Annotated in this window: 18 protein-coding genes; 12 read left to right on the top strand and 6 right to left on the bottom strand. The window is 56.0% G+C overall.

What is annotated here, in order from left to right:
* The first annotated feature begins 111 nt into the window (after window positions 1-111).
* The gene (locus tag Q3H59_RS24200; protein WP_309837749.1) at window positions 112-1,026 is read left to right on the top strand and encodes an alpha/beta hydrolase; all 915 of its coding nucleotides are present in this window, start codon (window positions 112-114) and stop codon (window positions 1,024-1,026) included.
* A gap of 39 nt (window positions 1,027-1,065) precedes the next feature.
* On the opposite strand, the gene Q3H59_RS24195 is transcribed toward Q3H59_RS24200, so the two are convergent.
* Window positions 1,066-3,237: a TonB-dependent siderophore receptor gene (locus tag Q3H59_RS24195; protein ID WP_309837920.1), complete on the bottom strand. Its 2,172-nt coding sequence runs from the start codon at window positions 3,235-3,237 to the stop codon at window positions 1,066-1,068.
* Window positions 3,238-3,896: 659 nt separating this feature from the next.
* Between Q3H59_RS24195 and Q3H59_RS24190 the strand changes: the two genes are divergently transcribed.
* The 6 genes from Q3H59_RS24190 to Q3H59_RS24165 all read left to right on the top strand — a co-directional run bounded on the left by Q3H59_RS24190 (window position 3,897) and on the right by Q3H59_RS24165 (window position 9,512).
* On the top strand, window positions 3,897-4,793 hold the full coding sequence (locus tag Q3H59_RS24190) for an ABC transporter substrate-binding protein (RefSeq protein ID WP_110867191.1): 897 nt from the start codon (window positions 3,897-3,899) through the stop codon (window positions 4,791-4,793).
* The gene (locus tag Q3H59_RS24185) at window positions 4,790-5,713 is read left to right on the top strand and encodes an amino acid ABC transporter permease (RefSeq protein ID WP_309837747.1); all 924 of its coding nucleotides are present in this window, start codon (window positions 4,790-4,792) and stop codon (window positions 5,711-5,713) included. Before Q3H59_RS24190 ends, Q3H59_RS24185 begins: the two co-directional genes overlap by 4 nt.
* Window positions 5,706-6,467, top strand: coding sequence for an amino acid ABC transporter ATP-binding protein (locus Q3H59_RS24180; protein WP_137387006.1), 762 nt, complete (start codon window positions 5,706-5,708; stop codon window positions 6,465-6,467). The genes Q3H59_RS24185 and Q3H59_RS24180 overlap by 8 nt, the downstream gene beginning before the upstream one ends.
* A gap of 34 nt (window positions 6,468-6,501) precedes the next feature.
* Window positions 6,502-8,787 (top strand): molybdopterin-dependent oxidoreductase, encoded by a 2,286-nt coding sequence (locus tag Q3H59_RS24175; RefSeq protein WP_309837744.1) that lies wholly within the window; start codon window positions 6,502-6,504, stop codon window positions 8,785-8,787.
* 87 nt (window positions 8,788-8,874) lie between these two features.
* A complete protein-coding gene (locus Q3H59_RS24170) occupies window positions 8,875-9,147 on the top strand; it encodes an antitoxin (protein ID WP_110867195.1) in 273 nt (90 codons plus the stop codon).
* Window positions 9,147-9,512: a type II toxin-antitoxin system PemK/MazF family toxin gene (locus tag Q3H59_RS24165; RefSeq protein ID WP_192235096.1), complete on the top strand. Its 366-nt coding sequence runs from the start codon at window positions 9,147-9,149 to the stop codon at window positions 9,510-9,512. The genes Q3H59_RS24170 and Q3H59_RS24165 overlap by 1 nt, the downstream gene beginning before the upstream one ends.
* A gap of 97 nt (window positions 9,513-9,609) precedes the next feature.
* On the opposite strand, the gene Q3H59_RS24160 is transcribed toward Q3H59_RS24165, so the two are convergent.
* The gene (locus Q3H59_RS24160) at window positions 9,610-13,320 is read right to left on the bottom strand and encodes an FAD-dependent oxidoreductase (RefSeq protein ID WP_309837741.1); all 3,711 of its coding nucleotides are present in this window, start codon (window positions 13,318-13,320) and stop codon (window positions 9,610-9,612) included.
* Between the two features lie 329 nt (window positions 13,321-13,649).
* On the opposite strand from Q3H59_RS24160, the gene Q3H59_RS24155 reads away from it, so the two are divergent.
* On the top strand, window positions 13,650-13,772 hold the full coding sequence (locus Q3H59_RS24155) for a hypothetical protein (RefSeq protein WP_255421536.1): 123 nt from the start codon (window positions 13,650-13,652) through the stop codon (window positions 13,770-13,772).
* Between the two features lie 114 nt (window positions 13,773-13,886).
* Window positions 13,887-14,111, top strand: a complete 225-nt coding sequence (locus tag Q3H59_RS24150) for a hypothetical protein (RefSeq protein WP_007890034.1) — start codon at window positions 13,887-13,889, stop codon at window positions 14,109-14,111.
* Here Q3H59_RS24150 and Q3H59_RS24145 read toward each other — a convergent pair.
* From Q3H59_RS24145 to Q3H59_RS24135, 3 genes are read right to left on the bottom strand one after another with little or no spacing between them, the layout of a single operon-like run.
* On the bottom strand, window positions 14,108-15,421 hold the full coding sequence (locus Q3H59_RS24145) for an MmgE/PrpD family protein (protein WP_309837735.1): 1,314 nt from the start codon (window positions 15,419-15,421) through the stop codon (window positions 14,108-14,110). The two genes, Q3H59_RS24150 and Q3H59_RS24145, sit on opposite strands and share 4 nt — an antisense overlap.
* Window positions 15,421-16,563: an amidohydrolase gene (locus Q3H59_RS24140; RefSeq protein ID WP_101761351.1), complete on the bottom strand. Its 1,143-nt coding sequence runs from the start codon at window positions 16,561-16,563 to the stop codon at window positions 15,421-15,423. The genes Q3H59_RS24145 and Q3H59_RS24140 overlap by 1 nt, the downstream gene beginning before the upstream one ends.
* Window positions 16,560-17,105, bottom strand: coding sequence for a GNAT family N-acetyltransferase (locus Q3H59_RS24135; RefSeq protein WP_101761773.1), 546 nt, complete (start codon window positions 17,103-17,105; stop codon window positions 16,560-16,562). Before Q3H59_RS24135 ends, Q3H59_RS24140 begins: the two co-directional genes overlap by 4 nt.
* Before the next feature lie 334 nt (window positions 17,106-17,439).
* On the opposite strand from Q3H59_RS24135, the gene Q3H59_RS24130 reads away from it, so the two are divergent.
* The 3 genes from Q3H59_RS24130 to Q3H59_RS24120 are packed head-to-tail and all read left to right on the top strand — an operon-like array spanning window position 17,440 to window position 21,063.
* On the top strand, window positions 17,440-18,510 hold the full coding sequence (locus Q3H59_RS24130) for an iron-containing alcohol dehydrogenase family protein (RefSeq protein ID WP_309837732.1): 1,071 nt from the start codon (window positions 17,440-17,442) through the stop codon (window positions 18,508-18,510).
* Between the two features lie 33 nt (window positions 18,511-18,543).
* A complete protein-coding gene (locus tag Q3H59_RS24125) occupies window positions 18,544-19,845 on the top strand; it encodes an LLM class flavin-dependent oxidoreductase (protein ID WP_101761353.1) in 1,302 nt (433 codons plus the stop codon).
* An 18-nt stretch (window positions 19,846-19,863) separates the two neighbouring features.
* Complete coding sequence (locus Q3H59_RS24120) at window positions 19,864-21,063, top strand: aminotransferase class I/II-fold pyridoxal phosphate-dependent enzyme (RefSeq protein WP_309837730.1); 1,200 nt, start codon at window positions 19,864-19,866, stop codon at window positions 21,061-21,063.
* Window positions 21,064-21,271: 208 nt separating this feature from the next.
* On the opposite strand, the gene Q3H59_RS24115 is transcribed toward Q3H59_RS24120, so the two are convergent.
* Complete coding sequence (locus Q3H59_RS24115; protein ID WP_101761355.1) at window positions 21,272-21,673, bottom strand: H-NS family nucleoid-associated regulatory protein; 402 nt, start codon at window positions 21,671-21,673, stop codon at window positions 21,272-21,274.
* Window positions 21,674-21,906: the final 233 nt, after the last annotated feature.

The following is a 21,906-nucleotide window of genomic DNA, read 5'->3' as shown; positions in this document are numbered from 1 at the left end:
GGGCCGCTATTAACGGCGACTGATTACCGCTTTGCAGAAATATTCCCAGGTAGCGCAATCATCAGGTAGTATTTAGGAATTGATCATTTCCTAAATGCGCGGAGAGCGAAAATGTCAGCATCAGTTATCAAGCACGCACAGGTCTGGACACAGCCATTCAACGCGTTAGACGGATTTTCCCATCATTACGCCACGGTAGACGGCGTGCGTTTGCACTACGTCAGCGGCGGCAATGCTAATGGAGAAACGTTGCTGCTGCTGGCGGGATTTCCGCAAAGCTGGTTCGCCTGGCGCCAGGTGATGGCGCTGCTGGGCGATCGCTATTTCATTATCGCGCCGGATTTAGCCGGTCAGGGCGACTCGGATAAACCGCTCAGCGGCTACGACACTACATCGCTGGCGCAGAATGTACAGGGCTTGATGCAGCAATTGGGTTATGAAAGCTATTACCTCGCCGCGCATGATGTGGGCGCGTGGGTTGCCTGGCCGTATGCCACGCTGTTTAGCGATCAGGTGAAGAAATTGGCGCTGCTTGATGCCGGTATTCCTGGCGTGACGTTGCCAGAATCGCTGCCCGCGACGCCGGATAAAGCGTGGAAAACCTGGCACTTCGCGTTTCATCTATTACCGGATTTGCCGGAGGCGCTGATAGAAGGGCGCGAAGCGATCTATCTCGAATGGTTCCTGAAACGCAAAGCGGCCAGTCCGATGGTGTTTGGCGATGAGGATATGGCGGAATATACCCGTTTGTTACAGCAGAAGGGCGCGATACGCGCCGGAATGGCGACTTATCGTGAAGTGACGGTTTCGGCGGCTCAAAACCGTGCGTTGCTGAAAGAGCGCGGCAAATTAGCGTTGCCGTTACTGGCGATCAGCGCCGATCAGGGTTCGATTCCGGATATGGCCTTACCATTGCGAGAATTCGCTGCGGATGTGACGGGAATTAAGATCGCGCACTGCGGTCACTTCATTCCGGATGAGCAACCGCAGGCGCTGGCAGAGGCGTTGAGTGAGTTTTTTAATTAAACGTCAGGTCGCCATGTCTGGCGACTAAACACCGCTCAATCAAAACGACATCGTCACACCGGCATAATAGGCGCGGCCCGGTTCGTTATAGGTTGATGCACCCGAATTTTCGCGGTAAAGGCGTTTATCAAACAGGTTATTGATACCGGCATTGGCGCGCAGGTTTTTGCTGATGTCGTAATTGACGTTCAAACCAAACACCGAATACGGGCTGATTTCCTGCGTCGTCATGCTCGAGGTATCGATATTGGTCTCAACATTTTGACGCGGTTTCTGGCGGCCATACTGCGTCCAGTTGATGTTGGCGCTGAGATCCTGCGTCGCCTGCCACTCCAGCTGCGAGTTGATGGTGAATTCCGGGATCACCGACAGCGGATTGCCGGTTTTCTTGCTCTCGGAGCGGAACATGTAGGTGGCGTTGGAGCGCCATTCCAGCGTATCGGCGATCAAAGGAATAGTCAGATTTCCTTCCAGTCCTTCCACAATCGCTTTGCCGCCGTTTTCCCAGCGCAGCACGTTGTAAACCGGGCGAGTGCTGGAATAAACCGGCTCGGTGCCGGACACAATCTTGTTCTTGTAGTCATTGCGGAACCAGGTGATGCCCGCGACGTAGCCCTGGTTGCTGAACTCCAGTCCAATCTCTTTGTTGACGCTGGTTTCTGCATCAAGATCGTTGTTCCCCAGCAGATAACATTGGCTGAGCCCAATCGGGCAGCCGTTGCCGCGCGTGGAGAGCAGATACCCCGGCGTTGACTGATATAGGTTTGGCGCTTTAAACACCCGTGCGATACCGGCCTTCAGGGTGAAATAGTCGCCCAGACCTTGTGAGAGGTTCAGGCTTGGGCTCCAGTTGGCGCCAAACTGATCGTGATAATCAAAGCGCAGGCCCGGAATCACTTCGGTGCTATCGGTGGCGGCAATGTTGTCTTCAAAGAATAGTGAACTGATGGTGGCGCTGTTCTTACTGCTGCGCTGCGATGGATCGCCCGAACTGCCTGGCAAATTCACGCCGGTCGCGCTGGCCGCAAGCATTGATGCTGGATCGTTTAGCTCGTCGCGGTTCCACTCCGCGCCCAGCGTCACGGTTTGATCGACCAGCAGCTGCAGCGGGAAGTTGATCTCTCCGCCCGCGCGATAGCTTTCCAGGCGGCTGGTGGCGTACGTATCGCTGTTGATCATTCCTTCAGTACGCCCGGCAGTGCCTTCCTGCAGGCGGGTGTTATTGGTTTTCTCGTAGTTTAAATTGAGCTTCGAAGTTCCCCAATCCCAGATACCGTTGTGCGCGATGCCGTAGCTCTGGCGATACATGCGGTTAGTTTCATCACCGTACAGCGACTCCACTAAACCGTCGGTGCTGGCGTTGCTGTTACTGTTCTGCGTGTCACCGGCGTAAATATTGCCCTGACGGCTGTAGCCCCAGGAGAAGTCGATGATTTGCAGCGGCGTGATTTTCCACGACAGCACGGTATTGATGTCTTTGTTGCGCACGCCTTCACGGCCCGCCGCGTATGAACCGTTTTCTGCGGTGTTGATATTGAACGCATCGGCATCGGTGCGGTTGAGGTTGCCGTACAGGCGCATGGTCAACGCATCACCGGCCAGCGGGCCGCTGAGATTGAAGTTAGCGCGTCGGGTATCGCCTTCTTTGCTATTTTCCGGCTGACTGGTGTACAGCGACAGCGAGCCGTGCCAGTCGTTGGTGGGACGCTTGGTGATGATGTTCACCACGCCGCCCGCCGCGCCAGAACCGTATCGAGCAGCGGCCGGGCCACGAATCACTTCAATGCGCTCAACCATTTCAGCTGGCACCCAGTTGGTATCACCGCGTGAATCACGCTCGCCGCGCCAGCTGTAGCGCACCGAGTTACGAGAGGAAACCGGCACGCCATCGATCATCACCAGGGTGTTTTCCGGGCCCATGCCACGGATATCGATTTGCCGGTTATTGCCGCGGCTGCCGCTGGCGCCGTTGCCGGTAAGATTTACGCCGGGCATTTTGCGAATGATGTCGGAGAGATCGTTAACAGGGGGATTTTTTTTGATGTCTTCAGCGGTGATGGTGGACACGCCCGGTTGCTGTTTGAGCTCCTGCTCGGCGGTGACGATCATTGATTCATCGTCAGCCAGCTTTTCGGTGGTTTCAGCTGCAAAGGCAGGCGACGTTAGCATTCCCGCTAAAAAAAGCGCAATTGGACGCTTTTTGCCACGCATGGTTACATTCACTTAAGTTTTCTCCCTGTAACGTTAACAATTGCAAGTAAATGCGCATGATAATGATAACGTTTCTCATTGTCTATTCAGTGAGACGGCAACATGCCTGACAATACAAACCTTTACAAAGGTTGTTCGGTTGCGGGGTATGAGTTGCGGGTAGGAGAATTTCTCATTTGCTTAGAAGAAACCGTTATGAGTAAGAAGAAATGTGTCGATGAATACTGGATAAGCAGGCTATTGATTCACTAGCATATTCTGAATTCTGCTGAGTGTTACGTGCCAAATATGGGGCGGAAATCCCGCCTTGCAACCGTGCTTGCGGCTATTGCCATATTTCGGCAATAGATATGTTTTTTTCGCATTTGTGATTGTTATCTATCTTCCAGAGAATGCTAATCGGGACGTAAATACCCGTCATAATTTCAGCCGCAACTGCGTTGGCTCCGCGTGTTCACCCCAGTCACTTACTTAAGTAAGCTCCCGGGGATTCACAAACTTGCCGCCTTGTTGCAGCTGGAATTATTTAGGGTAAATGAGGATGACAATTCCACTCACCGCACGCCGCTCGCGCGAGGTGAGTCAGGAGACAAAACCATCGCTACCTCAACGCCTTTTCCCTGTGGGGAAACTTTTTATAAATCAGGAGAAAGGTTCCAGTGAAATTCGCCAAAGGCATGACTCTTCTTGCGCTCGCGCTGAGTGCACACACCGCGTTCGCCGCAGATGAAAACGTCCCAACTGACAGCTCAATCCACGTGCAGGCCGATCCTGCGCTGAAAAGCCTGCTGCCTGCGGATGTGGTGAAACGTGGCTACATTGTTGCCGGAACCAACCCCAACACGCCGCCAACCACCTTCTATAAAGAAGACAACAAAACGCTGGCCGGCCGTGAAATCGATATCATGAATGCCGTGGGCGAGCGTCTGGGAATCCAGGTTCAGTGGCGCGACACCGGTGGTTTCGACAACATCATTCCAGGCCTGAAAACCGGTCGTTACGATGTGGCGCTCTCCAATATCAACGCCACGCCAGCGCGTGCCAAAATCATCGACTTCGTGGGTTATTACGATGCCAGCCGCCTCGGCATTATCTCGCGCAAAGATGCCAACATCGCGCCATTCAAAGAACTGGCCGATGTCTGTGGTAAAGAAGTGGGCGCCGGTTCCGGTACCACCCAGGTTACGCGCCTTGAAGACGCCAGCAAAGCCTGTGAAGCGGCGGGTAAAAAGCCAATCAAAGTCTCCGTCTTCCCGGATCGTCCAGCTGGCGTGCAGGCGGTGGTAAGCGGTCGCGTGCCAATGTTCCTCGGCCCGTATGAAGGTTTGCTGTGGCAGGTGAAGGTGATTAAACCGCTGACCATGAGCGGCGAAATCACCGTACACGATGCGCCAGTCTCCGTCGCTTTCCCGAAAGATTCCGCGCTGGAGCCCGCCGTACAGGCCGCGCTTAACTCGCTGATCAAAGATGGCAGCTACAACAAGATCCTCGACAACTGGGGCATCGGCTTTGGTGCTGTTAAACAAGCCAAACGCAATCAGGAAATCTTTCAATGAGTGACATTCACGACCACACCGGCGATTTGAAAATCGTCGGCAAACGTTACTACGGACGCTGGCTGAGTGCGCTGGTCGTGTTGTTTTGCGTGGTGGCGATGGCGAACTCGATGATTAATAATCCACGCTTCGAATGGAGCGTGATTGCGGAGAACTTTACCGGCGAATCGATCCTGCAAGGCGTATTAATGACGCTGCAGCTCACTGCGATCTCTGTGGTGCTGGGTTTTGCCTTCGGTACGGTGCTGGCGCTGATGCGCCTCTCCTCCAATCCGGTGCTGGTGGGCGTGAGCTGGTTCTACACCTGGTTCTTCCGTGGTGTACCGATGTTGGTGCAATTGTTCCTGTGGTACAACATCGCGGCGCTTTATCCCACCATCGCTCTGTCGATTCCGGGCCTCGGCGAAGTCTGGAGCACGCAATCGAACGCGCTGGTGAGCCCATTTAGTGCGGCAGTGATTGCGCTGGTGATGCACCAATCTGCCTATGCCGCCGAAATTGTGCGTGCGGGTATCCAAAGCGTCGGCAACGGCCAGCTGGAAGCCGCGCGTGCGCTCGGCTATCGCCCTTCGCAGATTTTCCGTCACACCGTGCTGCCGCAGGCGATGCGCGCCATCATGCCGCCCGCCGGCAACGAAATCATTGGTCAGCTGAAAACCACGGCGGTGGTCTCAGTGATCTCGCTGCAGGACGTGCTGTTCTCGGCGCAGATTATTTACCAGCGCACCTATGAAGTGATTCCGCTGCTGCTGGTGGCTACCTTGTGGTATCTGCTGATGACTTCGGTGCTGTCGGTGGGTCAGTTCTATGTGGAACGCTATTTTGGCCGTGGCGTTTCGCGCCGGGAAAAACGCAGCCTGTTGAAATCGCTGCCGGGCTTCTCAGCGCCAAAAGCAGAAAGGAGCGTCAGCAATGGGTGAAGCGATCGCCTTACGTAAAGTCACTAAGCGCTTCTCTGGCGTCACCATTCTGGATGAAGTGAATCTGGATATTCCGGCCGGTTCAGTCACGGTGATCCTTGGGCCGTCGGGTTCGGGGAAATCCACGCTGCTGCGCTGCATAAACCACCTGGAAAAACTGGATGGCGGCACCATTCGCATCGGCGGCGAGATCATCGGCTACAAGCAGAAAGGCCAGGCGCTGCACGAGTTAAGCAGCGGTGAAGTTGCGCGTCAGCGTGCCGAAATCGGCATGGTGTTCCAGCAATTCAACCTGTTCCCTCACCGTACCGTGTTGCAAAACATCGTCGATGCGCCGATGCGCGTCAAGAAGCAGAGTCGTCAGCAGGCGACCAGCAAAGCGCTGTCGCTGCTGAAGCAAGTGGGTTTGTCTGGCCGCGAAGATGAGTGGCCGCAGAATCTCTCCGGAGGACAGCAGCAACGTGTGGCGATTGCCCGCGCGCTGGCGATGGATCCCGGCGTAATGCTGTTTGATGAACCCACTTCAGCGCTCGACCCCGAACTGGTTGGCGAAGTGCTGCAAGTGATCAAACAGCTGGCGCACTCCGGCATTACCATGGTGGTGGTGACGCATGAGATTGGTTTTGCGCGCGAGGTTGCTGACAACATTGTGTTTATGGAAAGCGGCAAAATCGTGGCGGCGGGGCCAACCCAGCAAGTGCTCGACGACCCGGAAAACGGGCGCGTAAGAAACTTTATTGCAACGGTGCTTTAGGCACCGTTTTTCTTTTTTGATGCCAGGAACAGTGATGACGCAAAAACCGGTAATGCACAGCGCCCATTGGGGCGCTTTTCATGCCCAGCAACAGGGCGATCGGCTCACCATCGAACCGTTCAAGGGCGATCCCGATCCCAGCCCGCTGCTGCAAAATTTCCACACTGCGTTAAACCATCCGGCGCGCGTATCCCGTCCGATGGTGCGCCGTGGCTGGCTGGAGAACGGCCCGGGCGCGGACGATCGTCGTGGCAACGATGAGTACGTCGCGGTGAGCTGGGATGAAGCCTACGCGCTGGTCACGCGCGAACTGCAACGCGTCGGCGATAAGTACGGCCCGGAAGGCATCTTCGGCGGCTCTTACGGCTGGTCAAGCGCGGGGCGCTTCCACCACGCGCAAAGTCAGGTGCATCGCTTCCTCAACACCACGCTCGGCGGCTACGTGCGTTCAGTCAACAGCTACAGTTCCGGCTCCGCGTCGGTGTTGCTGCCGCATATCGTCGGCGACATGAATGAAATTGCCCGTCGCGGCGTCAGTTGGGAAGAGATCGCCCAGCACAGCGACATCGTGTTGGCATTTGGCGGTTTAGCATTGAAAAACTCGCAGGTCGCCAGCGGCGGTTTGAGCGAACACACCGAGCGCGGCTTTATGCGGCAGGCGGCTGAGCGCGGCACTCGCTTTATCTCGGTCAGCCCGCTGCAAAGCGATCTCCCTGAAGAAGCTCAGGGCGAATGGCTGGCGCTGCGTCCGGGCACTGACGCGGCCTTCATCCTCGGCGTGTTATCGGTATTGATCGCTGAACAGCTGACCGATGAGGCTTTCCTCGCGCGCTACACCGTGGGCTGGCCAGAAATGGCGGCCTACATTCGTGGCGAAGAAGATGGCACGCCGCGCGATGCAGCGTGGGCAGCAGAAATTTGTGGCGTGAGTGCTGCGTTCATCAGCGATTTTGCTCGCCAGCTGCACGGCAAACGCGTGCTGGTGACGGTGGCGCATGCCTTGCAGCGCGCCGAAAACGGCGAACAGCCGGTGTGGCTGGGATTGGTGCTGGCGGCCGCACTTGGTCAGCCGGGCTTGCCGGGCGGCGGCTACACCTATGCGCTGGGTGCGCTGGGCCATTACGGTAAGCATCACAATCTGGTGAGTTTTCCGGCGCTACCGCAGGGTAAAAACGATATCGATCGTCTGATTCCGGTGGCGCGTATCTCCGATATGCTGCTCAATCCCGGCAAGCCGTTTGATTACAATGGCCGCCGTTTAACCTATCCGCACATCCGTCTGGCATATTGGGCCGGCGGCAATCCGTTCCATCATCATCAGGATCTCGCGCGCTTGCGTCAGGCTTTTTGTCAGCTGGATACGCTGATCGTGCATGAGATCGCCTGGACCGCCAGCGCGCGCCATGCCGATATCGTTTTGCCCGCCACCATGACGCTGGAGCGCGAAGACATTGGCGGCGCACCCACCGATCGCCACTTGTTTGCCATGCAACCGGTGGCGCAACCGTTCGGTGAAGCCAAAGATGATTACGCGATTTTCACCGAGCTGGCGCGCCGTTTAGGCCGCGAAGAGGCCTTCACCGAAGGGCGCGATACGCGCGGCTGGTTGCAGCATCATTACGCCCAGCTGCAGCAAAAGCTGGCGGCGCATCAGGTTGAGATCCCCGACTTCGAGAAGTTTTGGCAACAAGGCGTGCTGGAGTTGCCGCAGCTGAAAGACGGCGGCCGTATGATCAACGCGTTCCGCGCCGACCCGGAAGCGTCGCCGCTGCCGACGCCGAGCGGGAAAATTGAAATTTTCTCTGCCACCATCGCCAGCTTTAACTACGAAAACTGTCCGGGACATCCGGTGTGGCGTGAACCGCAGCAAAAACCGAATCCCGATCATCCGTTTTGGTTGATCGCCAATCAGCCGGCGACGCGTTTGCACAGCCAGCTCGATTTTGGTGATTACAGCCTGAGCGGCAAACGCCATGGCCGCGAAGTGTGCAGTTTGCATCCGGCGGATGCGGCGGCGTCAGGCATTAATGATGGCGATATTATCGAGCTCTACAACGCGCGCGGCCACGTGCTCGCCAGTGCGCGTCTCACCGAAACCATCATGCGCGGCGTGGTGCAGTTGCCGACCGGCGCCTGGTACGATCCGGTCGATCCTACCGCGCTGCGTCCGCTTTGCCGTCACGGTAATCCCAATGTGTTGACGCTGGATATCGGCACGTCTTCATTGGCACAAGGTTGCAGCGGACAAATCACCGTCGTGCAGGTGCGTAAATATCGCGGCGAAGTGACGCCGGTACAGGCGTTTATTCCGCCTGCCTAAAAGCAGACGCATCTCAATAAATCAAAGTGTGACTTTGTCTCACCGAGTGATAGACTCAGTGTGACAAAGTTACACTTTGGAGGATGTATGGCTTTAACCAAACTGCGTCAGCAAGGCGGAGCCGTTGTGCTAACGATTCCCAGTGACATCGCGACCAAAGCGGGTTGGCATGTGGGGATTGAGCTAGATGTCACTGCAACTGACGAGTCAATCAACATCAAACCTGTTAACCGGCTCGCACGCGGCAGGAAAACGATGGACCAACTGTTAGCTGGCATTGATCAGGAAGAGATTCGCCAGTTTAATGAAGCCGTCAGCGACGATTTGCAGGATAAACCGCAGGGCAAGGAGGCTATCTGATGATATCGCGCAGAGTTCCGCAGTTAGGTGAAATCTGGCACGTCAACGGTGATCCCGTTGAAGGCAGGGAGTTTAAAGGGCCGCATTATTATCTGGTGATTTCACGGCGGGAACTCGTCGCTGCTTTAGGGACAGCGGTTTGCATTCCGGTAACCAGCGGTGGCGGCGCATCACGCTCGAGGGCTGTTGCGATGTATCTGGATGGCAGCAGCACGGATACCGGCAGCGTAACTGGCGTAGCGTTGTGCTACCAACTTTGTTCTCTTGACCTGACCGCGCGGAAGGCAAGTTTCGCCGCGAAAGTTGAATCGCACGTCATGGATGAAATCCTGTCGATGGTAGTGGATTTGATTGATCCGCGTTAAAAAGCTGAATGCGCACCCTACGAAACTTACGATGCAATCGTAGGGCCGCCATTCATGAATGCCGACCCGTTCACCCTAACTGACTAGCTTTTTCATCTCACGCCGTGGTTTTCCGGTTATGGGTCAAATCTTTCACCGTTTCCGCTGCACGTTTACCGGCGAGGAACGCGTGGTCCGAGTTGTAATATTCCCATTCGCTGTAGCGCCCGGAAAGATGGATGCCTTGCGTTGCCAGCCAGCTGCGAATCAGCGTGACGTTGGCGGTACGTTGATGGTCGTAAACCACATAGGCGTACGGCATATCCACTTCGCTGGCGGTAACGATCTCGTCATCGGCATTAATGATGCCGACCCGAATACAATCCGCAATGCAGCGTTCAATCAACGCATCGCCTTCGCAAGGAAGCGGCTGATCGTCGCGATAGGTCATTTCGCAGGTCAGGCCAAAACCGCCTTCTGGATTGCAGTGCGGGCTGGCGTTGCCCTGTAAAAAGATGCGGTGGAACAGCGTGTTACCGGGATAGTAAATCCAGTGTTTGTCGCTGATATTGGCGCGGCCAATGCCCAGATTGACGCAGCGCACCGAGATATGACGCAGTTGCTTCGCCGCTTTCTGCACCGCTTCTGGTGCAAAGCTGCCCATCAATCGCACCAGTTCTGGCAGCGGCAAGGTGCTGATCATCTGGTCATAATGAAACTGTCGACCATCACTTAACAGCACGCGCCGTTGCAACGGCTGAATTTCGCTGACGCCCGCTTCCATCTCCAGCGTGCAGTCCAGATGTGGCAGAAATCCTTCCATTAGCGCCTGAAAACCGCCGCGCAGCGGATAGCCAAAGCGCGCATTGGGGCCGACCGGCTTATCCAGCGGCGCCAGCGCGCCGGAGATGATCTGCTCCAAATCGGGCAGCGGCACGCGTCCGCCGAGCCATGAGGTTTCCATATTCACCAGCGGTGTTTTCCACAGTTTCTGGTTATACGGCAGGGCGAAATGGCGGGCGATGCCTTTGCCCCAGGTACGGAAAATAAAGCTTTCGAAATCTTCGCTCTCCGGCTGACAAACCAGGCTTTCACCATCCGGGATGGCGCCATCGGCGCAGCAATCACGCCGCGCCTCGGTGGCCACCGCCTGTAAAGCGGGAGGCGACGCATAGCGCGCTTCAATCGCGCCTAACACACACTCGCCAATCACTTCGGCAGGCAAACCATGCAGCGCCGACTGAAACGGATAGCGGGTGTAAACATCATGGCTGTAAACCCAGGCTTCACGTGTTTGCCAGTGCTGATTGTCGCCCAGCAGGATATCGTACAGGCGCAACACGTAAGGATCGTTGGAGAACATAATGTGGCCGGCGTGATCGAAGGTGAATCCCTGATCCTCGACCGAACGGCACCAGCCGCCCACGGTGGCATTTTTCTCCAGCACCACTGCGCCCGCGCCGTAGTGATAACCGGCGCTCAATCCAGTAGGCCCGGCACCCAAAATCAAGCACGCAACGGTATTGTGCGCCAGCGCGGGCGGAGGGGCGGCGGCTACTTCAGTATGGGAAATCTGACGTTGGGTCAGCGCCACGATATGCGCCTGCATCTCATCGACGGTGCGATCCCACGAGGTTTCCGCTACGCGTGCCGCCATGTTTTTCGCCAGTTGATAGCGGGTTTCCACCGGCATGCTGAGCGCCGCTTCACAGGCCCGAATAAAGCTCTGATGTGAGTCGGCAATGCTCACTACGTCGGCATAGTGTCGCGCCACATCGGCAATCGCGGTGCTGACAATCGGCAACTGCGCCGCCATGTACTCCAGCACTTTGGTGGGGCTGATAAAGCGCGTCGAAGCATTGAGCGCGAACGGCATCAGGCATAGATCCCAGCCGGCGAGAAAGTGCGGCAAGGCGGCGTACGGTTGCTGGCCGAACCAGTGCAGATTGCTGCGCTGGGGCAGGCTGGCGGCATCAATTTTCACCACCGGACCAACCATCACGATCTGCCAGTCGGGATGCGCATCCGCCAGCGCGGCAATCAGCGTCAAATCGAGGCGTTCATCAATTACGCCGTAATAGCCGAGGCGCGGTTTTGGCAGGTTTTCCTGCAGCGGATGGCTGTTAGTGCGGTCCAGCGCCTGTTCGAAATGTCCCGCATCGACACTGCTTGGGCAGCAGAAAACCTGCGGATGGCGATGTTTCTTCGCTTCATACAGGCTGGTGCCGCCAGTGAACACCAAATCGGCGCGGCTCAACAGCGCAGATTCACGCTGCTGAAGCTGGCGCGGCGCCTGGTTGAAGGCGGAGAGCTCATCCATGCAGTCATAGATAATCGCGCTCGGTGTAAAGCAGGCCAGCAGCGGCAGCGCCATCGGCGTGTAAAACCACACCAGCGGCGTTTCATCGTCATCAAGCAGTTCGGCCAGCAGCGGTTGCAGCACGGCGATTTGGCTATCGTGAAAGCCAGGCGCGGCCACATCGGTATGCGGTTCGATCACCGTCACGTTTGGTGCGGGCTGATATTGGCGTAACGCGGCTTCACCGGGCTGATAAATCGGCTCTTCAATAAACACAATGCGGTGGAACTGGGCGAGGCGCGACAACAGATGCTGTGGACGTTGAAAGACAAATCCCCAACGTAAATGACTGAATACCACTAATACGGATTGTTTCATGACGCTTTCCTCTGGCCTGCTGGCCGCGGTGATAAGACCCTGAAAACGGGCTAATAATCGTTGTGATTGCTGTAATGACGCGGCATAAACCGGGTTCAGCAGACGCTTTTTGTGAGGATCGACATCCCACAATCCGCTGCGTGGCCAGTGTTCGAGATCTTCCCAAAGTGGGCGATCGATAATCGGATAAAGACAGATGCCGCGGATATCACAGCCATTCAGCTGTGCCTGCGCGACATCGGCGGTTACTTGTGAAATCCAGGCGGCGCGTCCGCTGCCGACGTGGCTGGTTTCCGCCAGCAAAATGGGGCGCTGGTAACGCTCAGTTAACTGGGCCAGCAGCGGATGCAGCGGCACGCGGCGCGCATCGCCCAGATGCCATTCCAGTCGGCAGCCGGACCCGGTGAGCCACTGATTGCCGTGGTAATAATTGGCGCCAACCACATCGAGATAGTGCGGTTTGCCGCCGAGTTCCGGCTCGCGCAAACCGACGATCATGTCCCACGCCTGATATTGCGAAGCGTTGATATCCCGGGTGCGCTGCCGACATGCATCGCTGTCTTCATCCGGCACCACGTGAATAATCGGGTCGCAGTGCAGGAAACGCGCACGCGGATCTGCAAGGCGAATGGCGGCGCAACCCGCCAGCGTGGCGCGAATCAATTGACGTTTAATCTCATCGGGATCGGTATGGGCATTATTACCAAACAGGCCGACAGAAATTCCCCACGCCAAAAACGAGATTTCATTCATCGGCGAATAAATGGGTGCGTCTTCATAATATTCCGCGAGGAAGCCCGCCATGCGCTGACAAAAAGCGGCGAAGCGCGGCACAAATTCGCTGGAAAATAAGGTTAAGTCATCCGGCCAGCCGTAATGGCAAAAGGTCCAGTTAATTTGCACGCCAAAGGAGCGCGCCGAATTCATGCGTTTTTTTAAACTTTCGAGCGTGGTTTGCGGTTCCATTTCCGCCAGTCGCCAGCCAATACTTTCGCGGGCGGAGGTAATGCCAAACTGCTGCAGCGCGGCGTAATCGTTATGGTATTGCGATAAATGGTCGGTCAACGCATTCATTGAAAGCCGTTCGCCGAAGGGATTGATATGATCCGCTCCCTCATAACCGGCTTGCCAAAAGCTGGAAAATGGCGACATGATGTTCCCCCGGAATAACATTCAGGAAATAGCAATAAATAAAAGAAGTTAATCGTGTTATAGGGGCGCCATTTAAGGCAGCCAGGGAAATCGACTGTTAAACCTAATTCAAATTATAACCACGCTTTGGCTTAGCGCAAATGGCCGAGCTGAAAAGAAAATAAGCCCAGCGTGAATTTTTATTATTTAAGTGAAGCGGTACGAAGAATTGAAGATATTATTGTTGCGCGATTTCTTACGCTTAACTCACATAATGAAAAGAAGGGCGATGTTTAATTTATTTCATTACTACACTTTAATTAACCCAATTCGGGTTTACGGAGGTACGTATGTCAGAACGTCCAGATGATGATGTAATTCCACTGCCAGGTGATGATGAAACATTACCTGACGAAGATGATGATTTACCCCGCGATACTGAATTCCCTGAAGATCAGCAACCTAAAATCTGAAAATCGGTCGAGCCGCCGCTGGCGGCTCACTATTTAGAGTGCACTCTGCTGTAATTCCCCCATAATACCTCTCCAGGATTCATTTATTTTTTTAACACTTAAGGGAGAGATACGATGGTCAACGACTATTTCACACAGCCACCGATTGGCGTCACGGTTGAGCAGCATAAACGCACCGTTGCGGTTGCGGCGGCATTAGCGGTGGCAAAAGAGTCAGTTAGCGCCTCAACCTCTGCCAGCGGATCAAAGGCATCGTGGGATTTGCAGGCGGTTGCCAATGAGATCGCAAATCTGGCCGATGCCATTCAGGATGCGCTGGAGCCGGTCGAAACGCTTTAAGCGAGCAGCTGGGTTAACTGCGCCAGATGCGTGCTGTTAGCCAACTCGCTGCTGTTCAGCAGTTGTTGCTGACGTAGCGGAGATTCCTGCTGCAGTGCCGCGCGCAGCTTGCCTGCGACATCCACCGCATCGGCCAGCGATTGCTGACGTGTGCGGTGATGCTGCAACTGCAAGCCATCGCGTAGCGTAATCGTCACCAGATGAAAACGCAGCGCCGGGTTAATCGCATCCGGTGGCGCACCTTCATCTGGCGTACGACGCACCTTTGCTGCCAGCGGCATCACCTCTTGATTCAACTCGCCTTCGGCAAAATCCTGCAAACGCAAATCGCCATACATCAGCATCGCGGCGATCACATATTCCAGACTGAAACGCGCTTCGATGCCGTTGGTTGGAACGCGCACCGATGCCGCAATATCACCGCCCGGCGGAAACGCCACGCTAATTTCGCTAATGTTTTCCAGCAAACTTTCCAGTGATTTACCGCTCGCCAGCCATTGATTGCGCAAGATGCGCGTGGCTTCGGCGGCGCTGTGCGTACCGGCGCAGGTGGGGAAGGGTTTGAATTCCAGCCCAGGCGCGACGATGCGCCACGGCTGCGCCCAATGCTCAATCAGTTTTTCCGGCTGCGCCTGGCCATTGCTGGTGGCGGAGATGAAAGCGTCAATCACGCCGTCCTGCTTGCCATCAAAGCCTGCCAGCGTCAGCTGTGCGGCGCTCACCGCGCGTTCAGCTGCAAACCCGGCATGCAGCGGCTTTACCGCCGAACCAAACTGCGCACGTAAGCCGCTGGCCTGCGTGGTGGCGATGCCGAGCAGCGTTGCGGTGGCAGCCACATCTAACGCCAGCAAACGCGCCAGCGCGGCGGCAGCGGCAACTGTGCCAAGCGTCGCGGTATTGTGATGACCTAAAGCGTAATGCTGCTGGCTGACGGCGAGGCCTAAACGTCCGGCAACCTCCACGCCGACCGCATAGGCATCAAGAAACTGATCCAGCTCAGAGGGCTGCAACTGCTGCCAGGCAAAGAGCGCAGGCAGAATCACCACGCTGGGATGCCCGCGAAAATCCGCATGGAAATCATCGTAATCCAGCGCGTGGCTGGCATACCCGAGCAGCAGCGCGTTGGATCGCGCGCTGCCGTCGCCATATACGCTGCGCAGCGCCGGTAATCCGCTGTCTGGCACCTGACCTTGCAGCACCGGCCAGCTGACGGCGAGGAAATCACGCACCCCTTCGCGCGCCGCATTACGTGCGGCGGCGTCCGGTTGGCTGTGAACAATGCGCTCAGCCAGCGCGGCAGTGAGGCTCATCAGCTCACGCTCTTCAGCGCTGCGACCGCCAGATTGGCGAGATAGCGCGACGTCGGCAGCAGCACATCATCATTGATGCGAAACGCCGGATGGTGCAGCGCGTAAGGCTCGCCGGTGCCAATCATCATAAACGCGCCCGGCAGCTGTTGCTGATAGAACGCGAAGTCTTCGCCGATTGGGCTGGCTTCCACCACGCGCGCCTCAAAGCCGCTGGCGCTGGCCTGCTGCAAGGCAAAATCCGCCCAATGCGCATCATTTACCACCGATGGCGGACCCGCGTGCCAGTTGAATTTCACCTCGGCGGCGAAAGCGGCGCCGATACCTTGCACGATTTCACGGAAGCGCTGCTCCAGACGTTCGCGCGTTTCCTGCGAGAAGGAGCGCACCGTGCCTTCCAGCCAGGCGCTATCAGGAATCACGTTCCAGGTGCTGCCGCTGTGAATCTGGGTAATCGAGACCACCGCGTTATCGCCGGATGGGGCATTGCGGCTAATCAACGTTTGTGCGGCCGAGACAATTTGCGCGGCAATCACAATCGGATCGTTACCCTGATGCGGTTTGGCGGCGTGGCTACCCATGCCGGTGATGCTGATATCAAAGCGATCGACCGCTGCGGTGAGCGGACCGGCTTTGCTGCCAATCACGCCTGGCGGCAGAGACGGATCGTTGTGAATGCCGAAGATTGCCACCGCATCATCCAGCGCGCCGGTCGCGATCACATCGGGCGCGCCCTGGCCGGTCTCTTCAGCGGCCTGGAACAGAATACGCACGCGACCTGGCAGCGTATCTTCCTGCTGTTTGAGCAGAATCGCTGCCCCCAGCGCCGCCGAACTGTGAAAGTCGTGGCCGCAGGCGTGCATCACGCCGGGACGTTCAGATCGGAAGCTCACATCTGACTGCTCTTCAATCGGCAGCGCGTCAATATCGGAGCGTAACACCATCAATGGGCCTTTTTCCGCCCCGATTTCCGCCACTAAACCGGTTTTGAGCGGGAGATCCAGCACGCGAATCTGGTGTTGCTCTAATTGCTGACGAATTCGTGCGGTGGTTTCAAACTCTTGATTGGAGAGCTCGGGAAAACGGTGCAGTTCATGGCGGAAAGCGATCAGCTGTTCGCCTAAGGTGTCGAGAGATTGGCTCATGCTTTTACTCCTTGTTGTGCCGCCTGGCGTGTTAACCACGCATCGTGGGCGCTTTCATCCAGTACTTTCTTCATATATTGCGTGATATGCCCTTTGCCGAGATCGGTGGTGTGCATCAGCTGGAAACCGCGCTTTTTGTACATCTCGATCAGCCACGGATGGCTAGTGGCGGTGCCGAGCGACACCGCAGGCGCGCGTAACTGGCCCAGCAAGATCTCCTGCTCGAGACGATCCTGCACCTGACGACCAAATTGCTGGCCGGGATAATCGGGATGCGCGCCAAACCAGCCGATATGCGGCAGGCCAAACGGGCCGGGCAGCGGTCCCCACGGATAGCGTACGGTAACGGATGAGACCATCACATCATCGGCATACAGCGCATAAACACCGTGGCTCTGCAGATGACGCAGTGTCTTGGCAAGGTCGGCGGTGGCGGCATCAAATTTAATGCCGAGCGCCAGCGTGGGTGCATACGCGGCATGCATCAGCGCCTGATAGGTTTCCACCTCGTCTTCTCTAACCTGACGAAATTCAAGTGACATAGACATCCCCGGGAAAAAACCGCCATCAGGCGGAGAATCAAAAAACAGGCACCTTCCATAGCGGCGCGATTCATCGCGCAATAAATTGCGCCGCTACGCAAGGTGCTCGTCTGTTATAAGGGTTCAGATTACCAGCAAAGCCATTCCCCGCTATATGTGAAAAATAACTAAGCTAATGCGAATTTGTGAAAATGAAATCTCCCCTTTTGCATTGCTTAAATCGTTATTTACCGTAGTATGCAGAAAATACATAGCGCTATAACTATTCTGTATTAACCCTCTGAATTATCTTAATTTAATCCGTTATAGCCTTATTCTTAATCAGGGTGACGCCGTGTTAGCGATCAAATCTCCGCGTGCATATGCACATGAATCCGGTTTGCGTGCGCGCGCCGGTGAATTTATCAAACCTTACGCTTCCCATATTCGCGTCTTTACTTCCCCCCGCGCCTGGCAGGCCGTTAATCCGGAATTAACCCAGAGCCTTGAAGCCAATAATATTCGCTGGGAAATAGAGTATCTGACCGGTGAATGCACCGATGCCGCGATTGAAACCCTGAAGCACAATGTCGAGCAGCAGGGCGCTGAACTGCTGTTTGCGATTGGCGGCGGGCGCGTGCTGGATGCGGCAAAAGCGGTGGGTAGCCAGCTGCCCAATCTCAAGGTGATCAACTTCGCGACGGTTGCCGCGACTTGCGCTGCCTGGTCGCCGGTGGCGATTGTTTACAACGAGCAGGGCGGCCATGTGCGCAGCCAGCCGCTGGGCAAAATGCCGGATTTGGTACTGGTCGATAGCGAGATTATCGCGCGCAGCGACGTGCGTTACCTGAAGGCCGGCATCGTTGATGCGCTGGCAAAATATTACGAGTTCTATCCGTATCAGCGTAACAATCCTAACGATCTGGCGCTGGATCTCAAAGTGATGACCGCCAAACGCGCGCTGGATCTTTATCGCGAGCTGGGCCCGGCGGCGGTAGCCGCTAACCAGCAACAGCAGGTCACGCCGGAGCTGGTGAAAATCATCGATGCCAATATCGTGTTGGCCGGATTAGCCAACAGCGTGCGCGATGTGCTGCCGACGCCAGGTTTTGCTCACGCTATTCACAATCGTCTGACGCATCAGCCGGAACTGCATCAATGGCTGCACGGTGAAAAAGTGGGTTACAGCCTGCTGGTGCAATCGCTGATTGAGCATGACGGCGTGCCGGATGCCGATCTGCTGACGCTGCTGCGTGCGTACGACATGCCGCTGACCTTAGCGCCGTTAACCGGTGACCGCGCGGCGACGATTCGCACCATCGCAGAACAGATTAAATTTCCGGCGGCCAGCGCCGAACGTCTGCCATTCCGCATCTCTGCCGATGCGCTGGAACAGGCGCTGCTGGCGACCGAGAACACGTTTTAAATCGCACCACTTTTTATTGACCAGGACAAATTAATGGCTAACTCAAAACAACAACGCCGCATCCGTTTAGGCCTTTTCGTGCAGCCGGTAGGACAACACGTCAGCGGCTGGCGTCTGACGGAAAAGCTCGGCGATCCAACTGACATCGACTGGCTGATCACCATCGCCAAAAAAGCCGAAGCCGGTAAATTCGATCTCTTCTTCGTTGGCGATGCGCTGGCCACCAGCATGTATCGCCTGCCATCGACCATGGCGCGCCTTGAGCCGCTGACCATGCTGTCGGCGCTGGCGGTGAATACCAAACGCATCGGTCTGGCGGCAACGGCGTCTACCACCTTTAGCGATCCGTTCACCATGGCGCGCAGCTTCTCTTCGCTGGATCACATCAGCCGTGGTCGCGCGGCATGGAACGTGGTGACCTCGTTCTCTACCGATGTAGCGCGTAACTTTAGCCGCAACGATATGCCAAACCATGCCGAGCGTTATGCGCGTGCGCGCGAATTCCTCGAAGTGGCTGACAAGCTGTGGGCCGGTTGGGAAGAGGGCGCGGTGCAGCCGAACAAAGAGACCGGTGCGTACTTTGTTGATGAAAAAATCCAGCCGATTAACCATGAAGGCGAGCACTTCCAGGTGCAGGGTCCGCTGAATATCACCCGTTCGCCGCAGGGTCGTCCAGTGATCATCGAAGCCGGTTCCTCCGCCGATGGTCAGAAACTGGCGGCGGAAACCGCGGAAGTGATCTTCACCGCGGCTGCCAGCCTCGAAGAAGCGCAAACCTTCTACCGTTCGCAGAAAGATCAGGTCATTGCCGCTGGTCGTAATCCGGATCATGTGGTGATTATGCCGGGCGTGATGCCGATTGTGGGCCGCACCCGTGAAGAGGCCAAAGCACTGTGGAAAGAGCTTAACACGCTGGTGGACATCGAAAACGGTCTGCGTCAGCTGTCGCTGCGTTTCAGCATGGATCTCAGCCAGTTCCCGCTGGATGGTCCGGTGCCAGAAGTGCCTCTGGGCGAGGGCAACCAGAGCCGCGTTAAACTGATGACCGATATGGCGAAACGCGAAAATCTGACGCTGCGCGAGCTGGCGGCGGTGGCTGCTGGTTCACGCGGACATCGCGTGATTGTCGGTACCGCCGAAGATATCGCTGACGATTTCGAGCTGTGGATGAACGAGGGCGGCGCGGATGGTTTCAATATTATGCCGGCGATCATGTCCGAGCAGCTGGATCTGTTTGTTGAGCTGGTGATCCCTGAACTGCGCCGTCGCGGCCTGTTCCGTGACGATTACGAGTTCGCCACGCTGCGTGAAAACCTCGGCTTGCCGGTGGTCTAACCCATTCAGGAGCTCAACATGGTCACCTTATCAAAGCGTGTGCAGTCCGTGTCGCTCTCTGCCAATGCGGCGGCGCGTCAACTGACGCGCCAGCTGAAAGAGCAGGGCGTGGATATTCTCGATCTCACCACCGGTGAGCCAGATTTTGATACGCCCGCGCATATTCGCCAGGCGGCGGTGGCGGCAATGGAAGCCGGTGAAACGCGCTACACGCCGACCAACGGCACCACGCCGCTGCGCAAAGCGGTGCTGGCTAAGCTGAAAAATGAAAATCAGCTCGATTATGAGCTGGCGCAAATTTGCATCGCCAACGGTGCCAAACAGATTATCTTCAACGCCTTTGCCGCCACGCTGAATGGAGGCGATGAGGTGATTGTGCCTGTGCCTTATTGGCCGACGTTCCCGGATAGCGTGCGTTTTAACGGCGGTGAGGCGGTGCTGCTGGCTTGTCCGCTGGAGCAGGAATACAAGTTGCAGCCGCAACAGCTGGCGCAGGCGATCACCGCCAAAACCCGCTGGCTGGTGCTGAACAATCCCGGCAATCCTTCTGGTATGGTGTACAGCGCAGATGAGCTGACCGCGCTGGCGACGGTGCTGCGCGATCATCCTGATGTGCTGATCATGCTGGATGAACTCTACGAACATATTCTGTTTGATGGCCGTGAACATATTAGCCTGCTGCACGTTGCGCCGGATTTAGCCGACCGTATTCTGCTGGTGGGCGGCGTGTCGAAAACCTACGCCATGACCGGCTGGCGCATCGGTTTCGGTGCCGGGCCTAAAGCGTTGATCGACGCGATGGTGGTGGTGCAGTCGCAAAACAGCTCCGGTGCCAGCGCGATCAGCCAGGCTGCGGCGGTGGCGGCGTATAACGGTGGACTCGACTTTTTGCCGCCGCAACGCACGGCTTATCAGGATCGCCGCGATGCGATTATGGCGCTGTTAAAGCCGGTGCAGGAAATTGACGTGCTTAATCCTGATGGCGCGTTCTTTATTTTCTGTCGCTGCGCCGGTTTATTAGGCAAAACGCGTCCCGATGGTCAGAAGATCGAAAGCGAGCAAGATGTGATGAATTATCTGCTGGAAAGCGGTGTCTCTGGCGTGGCGGGCAGCGCGTACGGATTATCACCTTATTTCCGTTTGTCGATTGCCACCGACATTGAAACGGTGCGTGAAGCGGGCCGCAGAATTGCGCAGGCCTGTGCGGTTCTGAAATAAGCTTATTAGTAAAAGACGTCAGATATTTCCGGGAGATTATCTGACTTAACGGCAAGTATGATGCGCAATCCGGTATCGCTTGCCAGGATTATGTTTACGACGTTTTAAAAGCGTATATCAAACAGATTAACGCGCAGAAGTAATAACGAAAAAACGCAGCACTTACGCTGCGTTTTTACTGTTCATGCGCTGTACAGCAAGTCACCGATTAAATCAGGAAATCATCCATTGAACCGCCCGCTTCCAGTGCGGCTTTAATCGGTGATGGCGTACGGCCCTGGCCGGTCCACAATTTCTCGTTACCCTGTTCGTCGATGAACTTATACTTCGCGGGGCGCGGAGCACGTTTCGACTTGGGTTTGCTTTCCTGGGTAGTTAATTGCGCCAGGTCACTAATATCAATACCGTCTTTCAACAACATCTCTTTATAAAGCGCCAGCTTTTCTTCTTTTTCGCGCTGGGCTGCAGTTTCTGCTTCCGCTTCTTCACGGCGCTCTGCGACGACCACGGCGAATTTTTCCAGCATCTCTTCTAATGCTGCGACGTCAATATTACGCGCCTCGGCACGCAGCGTACGAAGATTGTTCAATGCTTTAAGTGCATCGCTCATGTATTAATCCTTATTACTTATTTAACTGGTGTAAAGGGAAGCATTCTACGAGATTTTTTGCCAAAGTAAAATAATCAAACGTGGGCAGAATTGTCTGTAAAATATCCGGGTGATCAGAGATTCCTTTATATTCCGTGACGCTTTATCGAGCTATTTGGCTTATTCACGTGACGCGGGAGAGTAAGGAGAATAATAGTGGGTGATTGATTATGCGTGTGTATGCGGTGCGTGTG

This window comes from Pantoea sp. SORGH_AS_0659 (genome assembly GCF_031453915.1).
Taxonomy (GTDB): Bacteria; Pseudomonadota; Gammaproteobacteria; order Enterobacterales; family Enterobacteriaceae; genus Pantoea; species Pantoea leporis.
Note: the sequence above shows the minus strand (reverse complement) of the source record. Positions and strands in the feature narration are given on the sequence as shown.

What these genes read in the sequence shown, in the direction of transcription:
- Q3H59_RS24200 (WP_309837749.1), top strand. Translation starts at nt 112, where the DNA reads ATGTCAGCATCAGTTATCAAGCACGCACAGGTCTGGACACAGCCATTC.
- Q3H59_RS24195 (WP_309837920.1), bottom strand. Translation starts at nt 3,237, where the DNA reads ATGCGTGGCAAAAAGCGTCCAATTGCGCTTTTTTTAGCGGGAATGCTA.
- Q3H59_RS24185 (WP_309837747.1), top strand. Translation starts at nt 4,790, where the DNA reads ATGAGTGACATTCACGACCACACCGGCGATTTGAAAATCGTCGGCAAA.
- Q3H59_RS24180 (WP_137387006.1), top strand. Translation starts at nt 5,706, where the DNA reads ATGGGTGAAGCGATCGCCTTACGTAAAGTCACTAAGCGCTTCTCTGGC.
- Q3H59_RS24175 (WP_309837744.1), top strand. Translation starts at nt 6,502, where the DNA reads ATGACGCAAAAACCGGTAATGCACAGCGCCCATTGGGGCGCTTTTCAT.
- Q3H59_RS24170 (WP_110867195.1), top strand. Translation starts at nt 8,875, where the DNA reads ATGGCTTTAACCAAACTGCGTCAGCAAGGCGGAGCCGTTGTGCTAACG.
- Q3H59_RS24165 (WP_192235096.1), top strand. Translation starts at nt 9,147, where the DNA reads ATGATATCGCGCAGAGTTCCGCAGTTAGGTGAAATCTGGCACGTCAAC.
- Q3H59_RS24160 (WP_309837741.1), bottom strand. Translation starts at nt 13,320, where the DNA reads ATGTCGCCATTTTCCAGCTTTTGGCAAGCCGGTTATGAGGGAGCGGAT.
- Q3H59_RS24155 (WP_255421536.1), top strand. Translation starts at nt 13,650, where the DNA reads ATGTCAGAACGTCCAGATGATGATGTAATTCCACTGCCAGGTGATGAT.
- Q3H59_RS24150 (WP_007890034.1), top strand. Translation starts at nt 13,887, where the DNA reads ATGGTCAACGACTATTTCACACAGCCACCGATTGGCGTCACGGTTGAG.
- Q3H59_RS24145 (WP_309837735.1), bottom strand. Translation starts at nt 15,421, where the DNA reads ATGAGCCTCACTGCCGCGCTGGCTGAGCGCATTGTTCACAGCCAACCG.
- Q3H59_RS24140 (WP_101761351.1), bottom strand. Translation starts at nt 16,563, where the DNA reads ATGAGCCAATCTCTCGACACCTTAGGCGAACAGCTGATCGCTTTCCGC.
- Q3H59_RS24135 (WP_101761773.1), bottom strand. Translation starts at nt 17,105, where the DNA reads ATGTCACTTGAATTTCGTCAGGTTAGAGAAGACGAGGTGGAAACCTAT.
- Q3H59_RS24125 (WP_101761353.1), top strand. Translation starts at nt 18,544, where the DNA reads ATGGCTAACTCAAAACAACAACGCCGCATCCGTTTAGGCCTTTTCGTG.
- Q3H59_RS24120 (WP_309837730.1), top strand. Translation starts at nt 19,864, where the DNA reads ATGGTCACCTTATCAAAGCGTGTGCAGTCCGTGTCGCTCTCTGCCAAT.
- Q3H59_RS24115 (WP_101761355.1), bottom strand. Translation starts at nt 21,673, where the DNA reads ATGAGCGATGCACTTAAAGCATTGAACAATCTTCGTACGCTGCGTGCC.